The 18148-nt window shown below is 36.7% G+C and carries 15 protein-coding genes; 14 read left to right on the forward strand and 1 reads right to left on the reverse strand.

Annotation, left to right across the window (positions count from 1 at the left end):
* The 3 genes from IGI87_RS14005 to IGI87_RS14015 all read left to right on the forward strand — a co-directional run bounded on the left by IGI87_RS14005 (position 1) and on the right by IGI87_RS14015 (position 3963).
* The gene (locus IGI87_RS14005; RefSeq protein ID WP_049098559.1) at positions 1 to 1002 is read left to right on the forward strand and encodes a replication initiator protein A; all 1002 of its coding nucleotides are present in this window, start codon (positions 1 to 3) and stop codon (positions 1000 to 1002) included.
* A gap of 158 nt (positions 1003 to 1160) precedes the next feature.
* On the forward strand, positions 1161 to 2798 hold the full coding sequence (gene traC / locus IGI87_RS14010; protein ID WP_049098560.1) for a peptide pheromone-binding protein TraC: 1638 nt from the start codon (positions 1161 to 1163) through the stop codon (positions 2796 to 2798).
* Positions 2799 to 2808: 10 nt separating this feature from the next.
* Positions 2809 to 3963: a TraB/GumN family protein gene (locus IGI87_RS14015; RefSeq protein ID WP_010714385.1), complete on the forward strand. Its 1155-nt coding sequence runs from the start codon at positions 2809 to 2811 to the stop codon at positions 3961 to 3963.
* Between the two features lie 61 nt (positions 3964 to 4024).
* On the opposite strand, the gene IGI87_RS14020 is transcribed toward IGI87_RS14015, so the two are convergent.
* A complete protein-coding gene (locus IGI87_RS14020) occupies positions 4025 to 4990 on the reverse strand; it encodes a hypothetical protein (protein ID WP_010714384.1) in 966 nt (321 codons plus the stop codon).
* A 180-nt stretch (positions 4991 to 5170) separates the two neighbouring features.
* On the opposite strand from IGI87_RS14020, the gene ipd reads away from it, so the two are divergent.
* The 11 genes from ipd to IGI87_RS14075 all read left to right on the forward strand — a co-directional run bounded on the left by ipd (position 5171) and on the right by IGI87_RS14075 (position 18147).
* Positions 5171 to 5236, forward strand: a complete 66-nt coding sequence (ipd, locus tag IGI87_RS14025) for a peptide pheromone inhibitor Ipd (protein ID WP_032488634.1) — start codon at positions 5171 to 5173, stop codon at positions 5234 to 5236.
* A gap of 386 nt (positions 5237 to 5622) precedes the next feature.
* Entirely contained in the window at positions 5623 to 5940 is a 318-nt protein-coding gene (locus IGI87_RS14030; RefSeq protein ID WP_010824132.1) for a hypothetical protein, read from the forward strand.
* Positions 5941 to 6033: 93 nt separating this feature from the next.
* Complete coding sequence (locus IGI87_RS14035) at positions 6034 to 6345, forward strand: hypothetical protein (RefSeq protein WP_010714382.1); 312 nt, start codon at positions 6034 to 6036, stop codon at positions 6343 to 6345.
* A gap of 495 nt (positions 6346 to 6840) precedes the next feature.
* Positions 6841 to 7146: a hypothetical protein gene (locus IGI87_RS14040; RefSeq protein ID WP_010714381.1), complete on the forward strand. Its 306-nt coding sequence runs from the start codon at positions 6841 to 6843 to the stop codon at positions 7144 to 7146.
* A 10-nt stretch (positions 7147 to 7156) separates the two neighbouring features.
* A complete protein-coding gene (gene sea1, locus IGI87_RS14045) occupies positions 7157 to 9829 on the forward strand; it encodes a surface exclusion protein SEA1/PrgA (protein ID WP_267591451.1) in 2673 nt (890 codons plus the stop codon).
* Positions 9830 to 10304: 475 nt separating this feature from the next.
* Positions 10305 to 14225: an LPXTG-anchored aggregation substance gene (locus IGI87_RS14050; protein ID WP_438737523.1), complete on the forward strand. Its 3921-nt coding sequence runs from the start codon at positions 10305 to 10307 to the stop codon at positions 14223 to 14225.
* Between the two features lie 68 nt (positions 14226 to 14293).
* Positions 14294 to 14710: a PrgU family protein gene (locus IGI87_RS14055; RefSeq protein ID WP_230375005.1), complete on the forward strand. Its 417-nt coding sequence runs from the start codon at positions 14294 to 14296 to the stop codon at positions 14708 to 14710.
* 25 nt (positions 14711 to 14735) lie between these two features.
* Positions 14736 to 15008, forward strand: a complete 273-nt coding sequence (locus IGI87_RS14060; protein WP_142657789.1) for a hypothetical protein — start codon at positions 14736 to 14738, stop codon at positions 15006 to 15008.
* 4 nt (positions 15009 to 15012) lie between these two features.
* Positions 15013 to 15921, forward strand: a complete 909-nt coding sequence (locus IGI87_RS14065) for a hypothetical protein (RefSeq protein ID WP_267591434.1) — start codon at positions 15013 to 15015, stop codon at positions 15919 to 15921.
* A gap of 24 nt (positions 15922 to 15945) precedes the next feature.
* The gene (locus IGI87_RS14070; RefSeq protein ID WP_267591435.1) at positions 15946 to 16833 is read left to right on the forward strand and encodes an LPXTG cell wall anchor domain-containing protein; all 888 of its coding nucleotides are present in this window, start codon (positions 15946 to 15948) and stop codon (positions 16831 to 16833) included.
* Positions 16834 to 16941: 108 nt separating this feature from the next.
* Positions 16942 to 18147, forward strand: coding sequence for a CHAP domain-containing protein (locus tag IGI87_RS14075; RefSeq protein ID WP_438737538.1), 1206 nt, complete (start codon positions 16942 to 16944; stop codon positions 18145 to 18147).
* The last annotated feature ends 1 nt before the right edge of the window (position 18148 follow it).

Below are 18148 nucleotides of genomic sequence, written 5' to 3' on the forward strand. Positions count from 1 at the left end.
ATGGAAAATTTTCAATTTTACAAATCTAAAGAAATTTACAGAGAAAAATACTATCAAATGCCAAAAGTATTTTTCACAAATGAAGTTTACAAATCATTATCCAATGATGCAAAAATTGCATACATGCTTTTAAAAGATCGGTTTGATAATTCCGTTAAAAATAATTGGGTAGATAGTGAAGACAATGTTTATTTTATCTACACAGTTGCTGAATTAATGACTCTGCTAAATTGCAGAGAAGGAAAAGTATCAAAAATAAAAAAAGAGCTTGAAGCAGTTAATCTTCTTAAACAAAAAAAAGGTAGAGTAAAGAAAATTAATGGAAAAATAGAAACTACACCTAACCTGCTATATCTCGGAAAACCTAACGTTACTTCAGAAGATGTTTTCAAAATCAATGAGGAACAAAACAATGTTAATCCTGTAATTGCGAAAATCGCAAGTACAGAAAAAGTCAGTGATATCAACGAAAATCCTGTAATTGCGAAAATCGCAAATACAGAAAAAGTCAATGATATCAACGAAAATCCTGTAATTGCGAAAATCGCAGACAATCTATTCTATACTTCTTATTTAGATACATTAGATACATTAGATACTAAAAAAGAAGTCTTGCAGCAACAATTATTGCTCGATCAGTTTTCAGAAGTTCAAGAGAACACTTTCCTAAGCAAAGATAGCTTAAAATTTATTGCTGCTTTTTCTGATACTATTCAAGAAGCCCATGAACAAGTAGGAACAATTATACGTGCAAAAACCAAAGTAGAAAAAGAATACAACATTGTTTTGATTGGAGAGGATTATCAAGAAGAAATTGACAAATGTTTGCGTCGTGTGATGCATAAAATTAAGACAGATTCTACTGTAAAAAGTCCAAAAGGCCTATTCTACAAGTCGTTTTATAATTTATTTGTTGCATGTGCGTTAGAAAAAGAAAATATAAATAATGGGAATAAGTCTAAAGGTTCTGAGATAACTTTGCATAATTGGATTGAACAATAAGTAATTGATTCATTCGTTTGGATAAATTTCATTCTGTATTTTGTATCCCTATTAAAGTTTATTTGATAAAATTGTAAATATAATAGCTATTAATTGGTTATTTTATTTGTATATCGCTAGAATTAGTTAGCAAATTTAAACTACGGAGGTTGATAAAAATGAAGAAGTACAAGAAGTTTTGTTTTTTAGGTATTGGGTTATTACCTTTGGTATTAGCCAGTTGTGGTATAAATACTGCCACAAAAGATTCACAAGATGTAACCGAAAAAAAAGTAGAACAGGTAGCGACTTTGACTGCAGGGACACCTGTCCAAAGTTTAGACCCAGCAACTGCTGTAGATCAAACGAGTATAACTTTATTAGCCAATGTGATGGAGGGGTTGTATCGATTAGATGAAAAAAATCAACCGCAACCAGCCATCGCAGCTGGTCAACCAAAAGTATCGAATAATGGCAAAACTTATACCATTGTGATTAGAGATGGCGCTAAGTGGTCTGATGGTACACAAATAACTGCTAGTGATTTTGTGGCCGCGTGGCAAAGAGTTGTAGATCCTAAAACAGCTTCTCCAAATGTGGAACTGTTTTCTGCTATAAAAAATGCCAAAGAAATTGCTTCAGGAAAACAAGTAAAAGATACTTTAGCAGTGAAAAGTATTGGTGAGAAAACATTAGAAATTGAATTAGTTGAACCAACACCTTATTTTACTGATCTGTTATCCTTAACCGCTTACTATCCAGTACAGCAGAAAGCAATTAAAGAGTACGGGAAAGACTATGGTACTTCTAAAAAAGCAATTGTAACAAATGGGGCATTTAACTTAACAATTTTAGAGGGGGTAGGCACTTCTGATAAGTGGACGATTTCTAAAAATAAAGAGTACTGGGATAAAAAAGATGTCTCTATGGATAAAATTAATTTCCAAGTTGTCAAAGAAATTAATACAGGAATTAATTTGTATAATGACGGACAACTGGACGATGCGCCACTTGCGGGAGAATATGCGAAACAATACAAAAAAGATAAAGAATATTCAACAACGTTAATGGCGAATACGATGTTTTTAGAAATGAACCAAACTGGAGAGAATAAACTTTTAAAAAATAAAAATGTCCGAAAAGCGATTAGCTATGCAATTGATAGAGATAGCTTAGTCGAAAAATTATTAGATAATGGATCTATTCCTTCTGTTGGTGTTGTGCCTGAAAAGATGGCTTATAATCCAAAAACAAAAAAGGATTTTGCCAATGAAAAATTAGTAGAGTATAACAAAAAACAGGCAAGAACTTATTGGGAAACTGTCAAAAGTAAAGATAGTGTCTCTGAAAAACTAGAACTAGATATTTTAGTAGGTGACGGAGAGTTTGAAAAAAAAGCAGGAGAATTTTTACAAGGTCAATTAGAAGAAAACTTAGAAGGGTTGAAAGTTAATATCACACCAGTACCTGCTAATGTATTTATGGAACGTTTGACTAAAAAAGATTTTGCGATAAGTCTAAGCGGATGGCAAGCTGATTATGCAGACCCTATTAGTTTTTTAGCAAACTTTGAAACCAATAGTCCATTGAATCACGGTGGATATTCTAATAAAAACTACGATGAGTTGATTAAAGACACTTCCTCTAAACGTTGGCAGGAATTAAAAAAAGCAGAAAAGATAGTGATAGATGATGCGGGCGTTATACCCGTGTTTCAAGTGGGAATAGCTCGACTTCAAAAAAATACAATAAGGAACTTAGTGATTCACCCTGTTGGAGCTAGATATGATTACAAAAAAATGATGGTACAAAATTAGAGGAGGAAGTATGGAATTAGTACGTAGAATTTTTTTAGATAAACGAGAAATTATACTTGTTGGAACCTCTCATATATCTAAAGAGAGTGCAGAATTGGTAAAAGAGGTAATTGAAAAGGAAAGTCCAGATACTGTTTGTTTAGAATGGGATAAAACAAGGTACAATAAATATATGAATCCTGATGAATGGTCAGATACAGATATTGTTCAAGTAATTAAACAAAAAAAATTAATAGTTTTGATCTCAAGTGTAATATACAGTTTAATTCAAAAACATTTGGCAAAAATAAATGATTCTGTGCCAGGAGCAGAATTTTTCCAAGCAGTGAATAGTGCAGAAAAAATTGGGGCTAAATTAGCTTTAGTCGATAGAGATTCACAAGTTACATTTAAACGTTTTTGGCGGTTGATACCTCTAAGAAAAAAAGCTCTTTTCCCACATGCTTTTGGTAAAGTTTTAGAAGGAGCAGAAGATTCTAAAGAAGAAATGAAGAAACTTCTTAATTCAGAAAATTTTGAACCTATATTTGAACAATTACAGCAAACATACCCTGAATTGTGGGAATCTTTCTTAATTGAGAGAGACTTATATATGTCTACAAAAATTCTAAATGAAGAAGGAGAAAAAATAGTTGTTGTTATTGGTCAAGCTCACTTAAATGGAGTTGAGAAAAATATAAAGGAAAATCGAAAAGCAAATATTGAGGAATTAGACGGATTACCACCCAAACTTTGGTCAACTAGGGTTTTAGAAAGTATTATACCTTTAATAATTATTGGTTTATTGATTTATTCTTTTGTTTTAGGAATGGATATAGGTATAAATCAAATCATTCGATGGGGTATATGGAATGGCGGCGTAGCTGCACTCTTTACTGTCTTAGCACTTGCTAATCCATTGACGGTTATTACTTCTTTAGTACTTGCTCCACTTGCAACGTTACTACCAATGGTATCAATAGGTGTATTTTCTGCAATAGTAGAAGCTACCATCAGAAAACCTAAAGTTCATGATTTTCAAACAATGGATGAAGATTTGCTATCAATAAAAAAAATATATAAAAATAGGGTATTGAGAATATTTTTGGTATTTATTTTAGCAAGTATTGGTGGTACTGTTGGAAATATCATAGGTGGACTAGATATAATTAAGAATTTATTTTAACTGTAAGGATAGGAAAACCCAAAAAATAAGATTTTTAATGTCTTATTTTTTGGGTTTTAAGTTAATCTATTTTTTTGTGGTCAAAATTTTTGGGGTCTAATACTTGTCCATCATCGTCAAGAACACCAAATATTTGTTTTGCTTTTTCATCATCACTTTTAGAAATGATTGTTTGTAAGTTTTTATGGAATTGCTCAACATATTCAGGGCTTTCCACTTGTTTCAATATTTCAACATACGAGAATACTTTCATAATATGCTCTATATCTCCAGAAGTAAAGTATAGAAGCATATTTCTTGAAGCTATGAAACTTAATTTATATTTATAACTAGTGTAATTTGATAACAAAGTTTCAAAGTGATTTAGAAGTATAAAGCAAGAACTGTAATCCTTTGTAAATATACTTAGAGCAATTGCATTAGACAAGGATAAACAAGCTGTATCTTTAATCTGCTCGTCACTATCTTCACGTAAAGGAAATAGTTGCTCTATCAATGTCTGAAGATCAGAGTAAGGGAATATAGTGCATAGATTAGAAAGAATTTTATAGTGATACAATACAAATCTTTTGCTTGATGAAAACATCTTTTTTATATCAGCTAAATCTTGTTTATCCACAGGAATAATTTCTGAAATCAAACTAGAGGTTTGCAATTTTATAAGTAAATATAAATTCATGTATTTTAACGAAGTAAATTTTTCATGTATAGATTTTTGATAAAGAGAGTAGAGTTCTTGATTGTATTCTGAATCAGGATTTTGTTGAATTTTTGAAAGAACAAAATAATATGTTTCTAAATCTTTATCAAAAACACTTTTAAAATCTTCATTACAAGTTCTAATTATTTCAGGTATTGTTAAATTACTTCTATCTGCAAGAATTGGCAAATCAGCAATTTTTAAAAAATGTTCATTATGGTTTTCAAAAAGGCTTGCTGAATTACGCTGAAAAATACCTTCATAAAACTTAGCTTGAGATAATTTCTCGCTTTTTCTTTGTATTTTCATTAATTCATTTAAATGCATATATTCAACTCCTATAAATGTATTCTGAATATGACGAAAATCGGCAAAAAAAAGAAAATAAATAAAAAATGAATTATTTTTCCCGGAAACGTCTTTTTTAAAATACATATACTTGTAATGAGTAAACTTTAATGCTATAGTAGTAACTGTAATGAATAGTTACTAAGTGAGGTAAATTTAATGAAACAACAAAAAAAACATATAGCTGCATTATTGTTTGCACTAATATTAACTCTTGTTTCTTAAAAAAAAGCCACACCACTAGTAGTATGACTTCGTCCAACATACGAATTATACCATGAAACTAGAAAAAAGTAACTAAAAATAAGAACCGACTATCTTTGGGCTACCAACCCAAGAGGATAGTTAAATAATTCATGCTGATCCCATGAACTATACTCGGTTCTCGAACACTGCAACATAAGTTACAACATACATTATAACATTTTTTTAAGTGAATTTCCAGACCTTTTTAAACTCCTTTATTGGTCTAGGAAAAAGATTACTTTAAATAAATTGTTTTGTATGGTGGAATGATGGTTGCAGTACACGGGGAACGTATACAGTTCATGTATATGTTCCCCGTTTTTTGGTTTTTATCGCTAAATTTTAGAAAGGGCTGGTGTTCAAGAATGAAACAAAAAGTGACGGGTACAATGATTTTACAAAAGGTCTATCGGATACATACAAAGACAGGAAATTGTTATGTATTGGAAAACGAGCGATTTTATCTAGCGGTTCAGGTTTTAGAACATGGGAAAATGATCTGGAAGAAATATAGAGAAATTCCTCAAATGGGTGTCACAAAAGCATTGCTTCGTCAAATCATTTCTTGTTATGACAAAGATGGAAATAAAATCATTGAACGAAAAAAAGGGTCCACCAAGTTAACCCTTGTTCCTGTAAAAAAAGTGAATAAAAAAAGAAGTCAACTAGTTTCCGCTAGCTGACAAGCATCATTGAAAGAAAAAATTAATGAATAAAATGTTAAGAATAGTATACCACAGGAAGTGTAACTGAGTAAATAGAACAAGGAGGACTCTATGGAAAAGAAACGAATTACCCATGCAGAAGAACTAAATCACGGAGACGTGATACGAGTATTTTCCTATGAACAAAATTGTGGAATGGATGAAACAACTTTTACAGCTCTTGTTGTTGCCTGCTCGGACAAGAAAAAACTAGTCATTCCGCAAGACTTCCAAGGCCATCTGTATCGAGCTGCGCAAAAAGGTGCGAGTTGGGAGATAACAGTGGATTGGTTACTAGAAAATGATGTTGACGTATTCATTGTCGAACGATTTGATCAGTTACTCACTACTATTTGGAATTATTTAAACGAAGAAGAAGTGTAAAAAAAGTATTCAGGAAACACCTATTGTTTGCTGGTTTCCAGCAAAGTTGCCAAACAAAAAAGAAACATTCTATCTTCTGATAACGAGAAGAAGAACTCTTTCTTTTTTACAACTGAATAGTCAGCGAGAAGTCCGCTGCCTTGCTTATCAGCGTAGCTATGAAGGGGCAAGGGTACAGAAGCCATCAGGGTGTCGTTAAACGCTAGGAGAAAAGCTAAAAGCTCCAGTATGAACGGAGACCCACACAATGATTGTGAAGTTGGTGTGCTACGGTACATGGTGAGATTGCCACGACCTACCAATTATTGGTAGTGAGCAATATCCGACTCACCTAGAGTTTAGGGTAACGGTTGCTAGAAACCCTGTGAAAAGACTTGATTTTTTGAAACCAGTAAACAATAGGTGTTTCCTTATGAGACATATTTCACGAAATAACAGGGTATTATTTTTCAGGGTAGTTATCTTTTGCTATGATAATTTACGAGGGGTGAGAGCATGACAAAAAGAGAACAGAAAATATGGCGTAAAGAAATGTTACGATTAATGAATGAAGACCCTGATTGGCATAGAAAAGAACACACCGAGCGTTTTAAACGTGTTCAAGAGCTTGCAGAAAAAATAGAAACTGCGGATGTGAGACAGTATTATAACCAAATTACCAAAGAAGCTTTTGAAATTTATCAGAGAAGTGGTTTGCAGTTCAAACAAATAGCGGAACGACTAAACGTAGATGCAAAAACGCTAAAAAAATGGCGTGAAGAAAATGGGTATCCCATTTATAATAAAAAAAATCGGAAGTGAGGAAAACAACATGAAAAAGATTGCAAGTACAGGGTTAAGTATCTTAGTCGCAACAGGGGTAGCAGGTATTGGGGGAAATGAGGTACAGGCAGCAGAACAAACGCAACCAAAAACACCTGAAAATGCTTCTTCAGAACAACCAACAGTGAAAGCTACACAAACAACGGAGCAAGCCATTACTGAAAAACAGCAACAAGTAACAGAGAAACAAGCAATTGTCGATCAAAAACAACAAGTTGCTGACACTGCGAAAAAAGAAAAAGACACCATTGATCAATCTGTTAAAGACCAACAAGCAGTGGTCAATCAAAACAAAGACGCATTGGATCAAAGTCAACAAGCAGTGACTGACCAACAAGCAGTTGTAGACGAAGCTAAAAAAGTCGTGGATGAAGCAACACCTTCAGCCATTGAAAAAGCCAAAGAGCAAGTGGCTACGGATACACAAGCTGTTGATGACCAACAAAAAGTAGTGGATCAAGCTCAAGCAGACGTTAACCAACAACAAGCTGTTGTTGATGAAAAAGCAAAAGAAACGAATGCTGCTAAAGTGCAAAATGAAAAAGATCAACAAGCAGTAACAGCTGCGAAACAAGAACAAGCCAAGCTTGAAGAATTAGCGAAAAATGCGGAAGCGGAAAAAGCAAAGGCAGAAAACGAACAAGCTGCAAAAGAAGCTGAACTGGCTAACAAACAGAAAGAAGAAGCCAAAGCTAAAGATCAAAAAACGAAGGACGATCAAGCAGTTGTAGACCAACAAACCGTTGTGACAACTAGTCAAGAGAAAGCAGCAGACGCAAAAGCAGATACAGCTGCGAAACAGGCAGACTTAACTGCGAAAGAAAATGCTTTGAAAGACAAGCAAGCAGCAACAAAGCAAGCGCAGAATACTTTAGATAGCTCAAAAGAAGAGTTAAAGGGGCATAAAGGACTTAACTTACCTGCTAACTTCACACCTGATTATTACAAAAAATTAACTGAACAAGAAAAGCAAGCAATGGAAAAAGAAGCATTAGCATTAAATAAAGTTTTTCCTGAAAATCAAGCAGATGCGGCAAAAGTAACGGAAATGATCAATATCAAAAATCCTACCGAAAAACAAAAGCAACAAATGAGCGATTACGTTGTAGGACTTATCAATGATGTTCGCGAAAAGCTTGGGTTACAAAAGTTGAAGATTTCTAACCAAGCTATGAAATTTGCTTGGGATGTAGCAAAATATGATAATCCAAAAGAGTTTGATCATGACGTAAATGCGATCAATCGTGCAGCAAAAGAAAATGGTTTTAAAGAATTCCCAGGACAAAACTTTTATGAAAATCTAAGTATGGGCTATTTTGAAACGATTAATGGCACTATTTCTCAACTAGAGTTTGAAAAAGCTGCTCGAAAAACAATTGCTGATATGCTTTTTGACGATGAAAGTTCAGCGTATTCTCATATAGATTCATTGCTAAAAGGGGACACAACAAACATGGCAGTTTCTATTTCAGGAGATTTAAATGATATTTCAGCAAAAATCCATATCATTAGCTATAATCAATCAAAATTAGTTGAAGCAAGTACCTATGAAGAAGGCACTGCACCAGTCTTTAAGAGTAAAGAAACCCTTCAAAAAGAAGTAGCAACCAATCAAGAAAATTTAGCTACTGCTAAACAAGCAGAATCAGACGCTCAACAAGCAAGAAGTGCAAGTCAGCAAGCCTTAAATACAGCCAAAGCAACACAAGCAACAGCAGAAAAAGAACTATCTGTTCATAAAGCGACATTGGCCAATCTTCAAGCAGTTGCGACTAAGAGTACGACAAACTATGAAGAAAAAGTACGACAAACTGCAACGGCAGAAAAAAGCCTTCAACAAACAAAAGATCAATTGGTAACAATCAATGAGTTAATTCAAAATCGCGCTGCTGTTTTAGAAAAAGCGAAAACAAAAGTTGCAGACGCACAAGCGATAGAACAAACGTCTGCTAAAGTGCTGAAAGAAAAACAAGAAGCCCAAAAAGCAGAAGAAAACACATTGAATAGTTTGAAGGAAGTATTAGATTTAGCAAAAGAAAACTTAAATCAAAAACAAATTGCGCTTAAAACAAGTACACGTTCATTGTCTCGTTTAGAAAATGCTCAACCAACATACGAAAAAGCATTAAACGAGTTAAACAAGGCAGAAGCAGCAGTGGTCCAAGCACAAGAAGCCTATGAAAATTCTCTGAAATCATTGGAGGAACTTAAAGAACAACAAGCTGTTGCTACACTTGCTTATACACAAGCACAAGAAGACCTATCTAATGCGAAGTTAGAGCTACAGCAGTACCAAGGCGTATTAAGAGACTTAGAAGCACAACAAATCAAACAGCAGCGACAAGAAGCGTTGCAAGAACAAGTCACAAAAGAGCAACAACGCCTTGAACGAGAAGCAAAACAAAATCAAACATTAGTAGCAAGTGCTACTTCAGCAGATAAAACACCTGGTCTCCAACAGTTATCTTTTTCTAAACAAAAAGAACAGCCAAAAGCACAAGCATTAACTCGTCTTGAATCTCGTAAGACGAAACAAGTAGCAAAAGCCCAAGAGTCCCTACCGCATACAGGTGAACAACAAAGTATCTGGTTGACTATTATTGGCTTATTTATGGCAGCAGGTGCGATCAGTTTCAAGAACAAAAGACGGAAAAATAATTAAAAGCATAGTGGAGTAAAGGAGCGTAATATATCGCTCCTTTTTTGTAATCATTGGAATAAATTGAAAAACAAAAAAATAGCCAACCAAAATGGTTGGCTGATCGTATTAAAGGCAGAAGAATCTACCCAATTTAGGAGCCAACCAGTTTCCGCTGATCGACAAAAAATAAATGGATTGTCTCGGATGGAGACACTTAAATAGTACCTGACAATAAAATTTTAGGCAACAAAAAAGTCAGCCGTTTTCCGCCGACTGACTAAACGAATAAGATTTGTAAAGAAGTGATTTGTACTTTTTACACAATTATAATAGCACGTTAAATGTTTTTAACGCAAAAAAAAGCTAAGGGAATCGAAAAACTTTCGGTTCTCTTTTTGTGAGGAGGAATGGAAATAATGATGAAAAAGCAACGAGCCCCTTGTGTTGCGTGAACTATTTCTACAAACAAAAAATAAAAAATCGAGGAGAATGATACATGAATCAACAGACTGAAGTAAAAAAACGTTTTAAAATGTATAAGGCAAAGAAGCATTGGGTCGTAGCCCCTATTCTTTTTCTAGGCGCGTTAGGAGCTGTAGGATTAGCTACTGATAATGTACAAGCTGCGGAATTAGATACGCAACCAGGAACAACGACGGTGCAACCCGATAACCCCGACCTGCAGTCAGAAAAGGAAACACCTAAAACGGCAGTATCTGAAGAAGCAGCATTACAAAAAGACACTACTTCTCAACCGACCAAAGTAGAAGAAGTAGTGCCAGAAAATAAAGGTACTGAACAAAGTTCAGCTACCCCAAATGATACCACAAACGTCCAACAACCAACAGTAGGAGCTGAAAAATCAGCACAAGAACAACCAGTAGTAAGCCCTGAAACAACCAATGAACCTCTAGGGCAGCCAACAGAAGTTGCACCAGCTGAAAATGAAGCGAATAAATCAACGTCAATTCCTAAAGAATTTGAAACACCAGATGTTGACAAAGCAGTTGATGAGGCGAAAAAAGATCCAAACATTACCGTCGTTGAAAAACCAACTGAAGATTTAGGCAACGTTTCTTCTAAAGATTTAGTCGAAAAAGAAAAAGAAGTAGACCAACTACAAAAAGAACAAGCGAAAAAGATTGCCCAACAAGCAGCTGAATTAAAAGCCAAAAATGAAAAAATTGCCAAAGAAAATGCAGAAATTGCGGCAAAAAACAAAGCGGAAAAAGAGCGTTATGAAAAAGAAGTGGCGGAATACAACAAACATAAGAATGACAAAGGCTATGTTAATGAAGCAATCAGCAAAGACTTAGTTTTTGATTCAAGTATTGTGACTAAGGATACTAAAATAGACAAGATTACAGGTGGCAAGTTTATTAAAGCCTCCGAATTTAACAAAGTAAACCAAGGACAATCTAAAGATATTTTTACAAAATTAAGTAAAGATATGAATGGAAAAGCAACAGGCAACTTCCAAAGCTCAAAAGTGGCTGCTGTTGAGTTTGGTCCTAAAGGCGGCTACGCGGTTCTTTTAGAAAAAAACAAACCGGCCAATGTCACGTATACAGGCTTAAATGCTAGTTATTTAAACCGAAAAATCACAAAAGCAGAATTCATTTATGAACTTCAATCTGCACCAAGTCAAAGCGGCACCTTAAATGCAGTATTTTCAAACGATCCTATTATTACTGCATTTGTTGGTACTAAAAATGCCAATGGGAAGGACGTAAAAGTTCGCTTAACCATTAAATTATATGATGCTAATGGCAAAGAAGTTTTACCAGAGAAAGACCATGCCTTTGCCTATGCGTTATCGTCATTAAACTCTAGTCTAGGAACAAATTATAGTGTAGAACATGCGGAATTTGTTTCAGACTTTGGTTCAAAAAATGCCTTCAAGTATATTAATGGTTCCTACGTAAAGAAACAAGCAGATGGAAAATTCTACTCAACCGAAGACCTTGATTATGGAACAGGTCCTTCAGGACTAAAAAATAGTGATTGGGATGCTGTAGGTCATAAAAATGCGTACTATGGTTCTGGTGTTGGTCTAGCTAGAGAGGGTGGACGTATTTCTTTCTCTTTCGGGATGACAACCAAAGGAAAAGTCAACCTATCTGGTGCGCAATGGTTTGCCTTTAGTACCAATTTAAATGCGAAATCAATTAGACCATACCAAAAGAAAGGGAATCCAAAAGAACCAGAAAAAGCAACAATTGAATTCAATCGATACAAAGCCAATGTGGTTCCTGTTCTTGTTCCGAATAAAGAAGTCACTGATGGTCAGAAAAATATCAATGATTTAAATGTGAAGCGTGGCGATTCTTTACAATACATTGTGACAGGAGATACGACAGAACTTGCTAAAGTAGATCCAAAAACGGTAACAAAACAAGGGATTCGAGATACCTTTGATGCAGAAAAAGTGACGATTGATTTATCCAAAGTGAAGGTTTATCAAGCAGACGCAAGTCTAAACGAAAAAGACTTAAAAGCTGTTGCTGCAGCGATTAATTCAGGAAAAGCGAAAGACGTGACTGCTTCTTATGACCTTCATTTAGACCAAAACACCGTTACAGCAATGATGAAAACCAACGCAGACGGCTCCGTTGTTTTAGCAATGGGGTATAAATATTTACTTGTCTTGCCGTTTGTAGTGAAAAATGTAGAAGGCGATTTTGAAAATACAGCTGTTCAGCTGACAAACGATGGTGAAACGGTAACAAATACAGTGATTAACCATGTGCCAGGTAGTAATCCTTCCAAAGATGTAAAAGCAGATAAAAACGGTACAGTTGGCAGTGTTTCTCTACATGATAAAGATATTCCGTTACAAACAAAAATTTATTATGAAGTGAAATCTTCCGAACGTCCAGCCAACTATGGCGGAATCACAGAAGAATGGGGCATGAATGATGTCTTGGACACGACCCATGATCGTTTCACAGGAAAATGGCACGCTATTACGAACTATGACCTTAAAGTAGGGGATAAAACGTTAAAAGCAGGAACAGATATTTCTGCCTACATTCTTTTAGAAAACAAAGACAATAAAGACTTGACGTTTACAATGAATCAAGCATTATTGGCAGCGTTAAATGAAGGAAGCAATAAAGTAGGCAAACAAGCTTGGTCTGTGTATCTGGAAGTCGAACGGATCAAAACAGGTGACGTAGAAAACACGCAAACAGAAAACTACAACAAAGAGCTTGTTCGTTCTAATACGGTGGTGACGCATACGCCTGATGATCCAAAACCAATTAAAGCCGTTCATAACAAGAAAGGGGAAGATATTAACCATGGAAAAGTGGCTCGTGGTGATGTTCTTTCTTATGAAATGACCTGGGACTTAAAAGGGTACGATAAAGACTTTGCTTTTGACACCGTCGATCTTGCGACAGGCGTTTCTTTCTTCGATGATTACGACGAAACGAAAGTGTCACCAATCAAAGACTTACTTCGTGTCAAAGATTCTAAAGGGGTAGACATTACGAACCAGTTCACGATCTCATGGGACGATGCCAAAGGCACGGTGACGATTTCTGCCAAAGACCCACAAGCCTTTATTCTAGCGTATGGTGGGCAAGAATTGCGTGTAACGCTCCCTACAAAAGTCAAAGCCAATGTTTCTGGGGATGTTTATAACTCAGCGGAACAAAATACATTTGGCCAACGAATTAAAACCAATACCGTTGTCAACCATATTCCAAAAGTGAACCCTAAAAAAGACGTGGTTATTAAAGTCGGTGACAAACAAAGTCAAAATGGCGCTACAATCAAATTAGGGGAGAAATTCTTCTATGAATTTACAAGTAGTGACATTCCTGCAGAATACGCTGGTGTTGTGGAAGAATGGTCGCTTAGTGACAAACTAGACGTCAAACATGACAAATTTAGTGGCCAATGGTCTGTGTTTGCCAATTCTAATTTTGTTTTAGCAGACGGAACCAAAGTGAATAAAGGGGACGACATTTCGAAACTATTCACGATGACCTTTGAACAAGGGGTAGTGAAAATCACGGCCAGTCAAGCCTTTTTAGATGCGATGAATCTAAAAGAAAACAAAAACGTTGCACACTCATGGAAAGCGTTCATTGGTGTAGAACGAATTGCGGCAGGAGACGTTTACAACACAATCGAAGAATCTTTCAATAATGAAACAATCAAGACCAATACGGTTGTGACGCATACGCCAGAAAAACCACAAACGCCACCAGAAAAAACAGTGATTGTACCACCAACACCAAAAACACCGCAAGCACCAGTAGAGCCATTAGTGGTAGAAAAGGCAAGTGTAGTGCCAGAATTGCCGCATACTGGCGAGAAAGAAAATACGTTACTTTCTGTACTAGGGGCAGGAATGCTTGCAGGGCTGGCATGGTTTGGATTGAAACGAAAAGAAACAGAAAAATAATGAAGCAATGAAGACAGGTAAAGAGAAGCCAAATGCGTGCTTCTCTTTTTTTGTTGGAAAGGACAATGATGGAAAAAATAAAAGAACGAACAGGAAGTGTCGCAATGAAAGAGTTAGCTATTCAGGAAAAAGAAGTTAATACTCGTTGGCAAGGGTTTCGTGGCCGCCTATTGATGATTAAGGTAAAAAAAGGAAAGACTTTTGAATTATTAACAAATAACCAAGTAACACCCGAAAACATCCATGAAATCGATGTTATTCACTTACTAAAGAACGGAAAAACATTAACGCTGAAAGTGGATACCGAAAGAAGCAAATTTGGATTCGAACAAAACTCTACTTTTGAAGTCCCAATGTTTTACATTGAAACACGAATTAAGCGAGAAGCCTATCATGATTATTTTTTATCAGAAAAAGAACTGCGAAACGAACAGAAAAATAATAGGCAAGAGAGCGTAATAAAAAAGGATAACTGTTCCAACTAAAAAAGATAGAAAGTAGGGAAGCCGAGTGATTATAATTACAGGATTATTTTTATTGGTTATTGGCGGGGTTGGTGGCTATCAGCTGGCAACTTTTCCAAAATGGGTAGAAATCCAACAAAATCGAGCCATTCAGAACCACTTTAATGTCAAATCAAACGAATACACTTATTTTGTGGAAGGGGTCGAAGATGGCTTTATTTTGTCTTTAAAAGACACGGAATACCGCATTAAATTTTCTGCGAATAAACCGCTAAAGGTTGTCTTCGTGGAAGAGCTAGCACCCGTCGAAGGGAGCTGAGAACATGTTCATTCTATTCCAAGTGGGCGAGAAGCAACAAGAGGCAATTGAGTTACCAATTAATCAGCGCTTTGCCTTGGTCCAGGGTATTCCCATGCTGGAAGAACTGAATCGAGAACTGTTGGCAACAAACCAAAAGGCAACAGTGGCTTATGAAATCTATTATGACAAGGCGCAAGAACTGCCCACACTTACAGCCGCTATCCACTTGCCAATCACAGAAGGAACCGTTGTGGAAGCCCTGCAACAACCAGTGATTGATAATCAAGAGATTGATCCAGAAGATGCCAAAGTCTTTCTTAATTTATTCCAAAAAAACGCGCCAAAGCAGAAACGAAAACGGTCAGTAAAAAAAAGGAAGACGGGAACAAACTTAGAACAAGAAGCAGATAATAAGGAAAAAATCATTCAAGTTCCTTACACACAGGGAAGAATGACTGTCAAATTTGCGACATTTCTTAAAGTCGGGTGTTTATTTTTCTTACTGCTGGCAGGATTTTATCTTGGAAAATCTGTTCAATCAGAACCTAAGATTTCAAATAAAGTAACCGAACAATTAAAAAACTTGGAAAAACAAGTGCAACAACAACCAAGAATTGACACGTTTAGTCGGTATTTTCTTACACAGTATTATGATGGAACAACAAATAACCACAAGGTGCAAGAAAAAGTCAAACGCTACGTTGATAAAGATATCGTGTCCGATCTTGAAGGAACGGAAAGCAAACTAAAAAGTGTGCTTCCTTGGAATATTCAGAAAAAAGAGGACGTGTGGGAAGTCGCTTATGTCCTTACGCTTCAAAAAGAGCATGAATTCACAATGGTACACGTTCAGCTTTCCATTAAAGAACAAGACAAGCAATACAAAGTAATGACGGTTCCAAAAGAAGAGCCGTTTGAAATCAACGAATAAAACAACTAAATGGAGGAATTACCCATGAAAAAAATGATCATAACGAGTTTATTTAGCGCCACAATGTTATTAGGAACAGTTGGAAGCAACGCATACGCAGACGAATTAATTCCAACAGACACCATAACGCCACCTATTACAAATACAGAGAGCCCAGGTGTTCCAGTAGATCCGTCAGAACCGCCTGTTGTACCAGATAAGCCAGCCCCTGAACCGCCTATTGTGCCAGACAAGCCAGTGCTTCCAGAACCATCAGAACCACCCGTGACACCAAGTGAGCCTAATGAACCTGCGGAGCCATCAAAGCCTACGGAACCAAGTGTTCCCGTAGTACCTACTGATCCTACAGAACCAACGACGGAACCAAGCACACCAGAAAAGCCAATAGAACCAGGAACGTCTACAGAGCCAAGTACGCCAGAAAAGCCAGCAGAACCAGAGAAACCAATCACGCCAAATAAGCCTGCGCCAGAAAAGCCAGTAACACCAGAAAAACCGGTAGTACCAAGCAAACCTACGCCAACAAATGTGGTTGTCACACCCACTGGAGAAATTGCTACAGGAGAAGTCACACAACAACCGACCGTACCAATTGAAACCAGTAACTTAGCAGAAATCACGCATGTACCAAGTGGTGATACGCCTGTTACAACAGCAGCCGGTGAAGCAATTGTTGCAGTGGATAAGGGCGTTCCTTTGACACAAACGGCGGATGGATTAAAACCGATTACGAGTGAGTATAAGGTGTTACCAAGTGGGAATGTTCAAGTGAAAGCAGCGGATGGAAAAATGAAAGTACTCCCTTACACGGGTGAAGAAATCAATCTAGTTGTTTCTGCCGCAGGCAGTATCTTGTCTATTGTTTCTGGTTTTGTCTTCTTCAAACGCCGTAAGGGTTCATTGATGGAATAGTTAGAGGAAGGGGCGCCATCAGCGATGTTCAAGAAAAAAATCGTTTGGGGTTGTTTCCTTTTCTGTTTGCCTGCAATTTTGATTATCGGTAGTGTGTTTTTTACGATTATGCTGATTAGTGGGGGATCAATGACGAAATCGGATCATTGTATTCCTTCCAGTATGGAGAATCCAGCGGATGGGACAACCGTTCCTCGTTCGGTGGAAGAATTCGTAAAAAGTCATAAAGATGCGTATATTCTTTCTTGGAAAGCAGGGGGCTTTTTGCCCTCTGCGAGCATTGCCCAAACCATGGTGGAAAATGGCTTTAATTTTACCAATCCTTCAGGTACTTCTTTTTGGCAAGCACACAATATGGGAGGCGTTAAGACTTCCCGTAAAGAAGATTTTCCGCTTACATTGGCAACCTTTGGTCAGGACGCTGTCGATATTACTGGCACAAAACCAGGAACGAGTGTAGGAGATAATACAGGGGGTGCCTATACCTGGTTTCGTGATTATAATGTCGGCATTGTTGGAAAAGCGGAGTTTATGGCTCACCAATCTCTTTATACTGCGGCCATTAACAACACGGATGGTTTAGGAACCTTAAGTGCGATTTACCAAGGTGGATGGGCAACCGATCCCACCTATTTGGTGAAACTACATGCTGCTTACAATAATTTAGGCAAACAGTTTCTGTGGCTAGATCAAGAAGCCATCAAAAAACATGGCGCAACCCCTTACCAAAAAGAACAAGAACTACCGACGCATTCTGTTCCTAATTCTACGGGTGTAAATGACAAGAAAACGAAGATAAAGGGAAAAAACAAAGGGAATTGTGTTTTGATTGCTGATTCTGCAGGTAAAGCAGTGGGAGAAACGTCTGCACCGACATTAGAAGTCCCAGCAGAATATAAAGGAAAGCTAACCTTGCCCCCTCCAGACCAAAAGAATTATGAAGGAAATAGTTATCCGTTTGGGGAATGTACCTGGGGAACATTTAATCGAATGGCGCAAATTGGTCAGCCGATTGAATGGTTTTCTGGAGATAGTGGAAACGGCGGAAACTGGGGAGCTAGTGCGAGAGCTAAGGGCTACACGGTAGTAAGAGGTAAGCCCGCAGTCGGTTGGGCGGCAAGCTTCTATGGTGGCTTAGCAGGTTCCGTTGCCCCATATGGGCATATTGCAGTTTGTGAGTATGTCAATCCGGATGGCAGTATTCTAGTCAGTGAAACCAATGTGGTTAATAGTGGCTCCGGTACGCGTTCTTGGCGCGTGCTAGATAAAGCCACGGTGGATCAAATTGAATTTATTCAAGGAAAGGGACGTTGAG

The sequence above is a fragment of the Enterococcus sp. DIV1444a genome (assembly GCF_051712125.1).
Taxonomy (GTDB): Bacteria; Bacillota; Bacilli; order Lactobacillales; family Enterococcaceae; genus Enterococcus; species Enterococcus faecalis.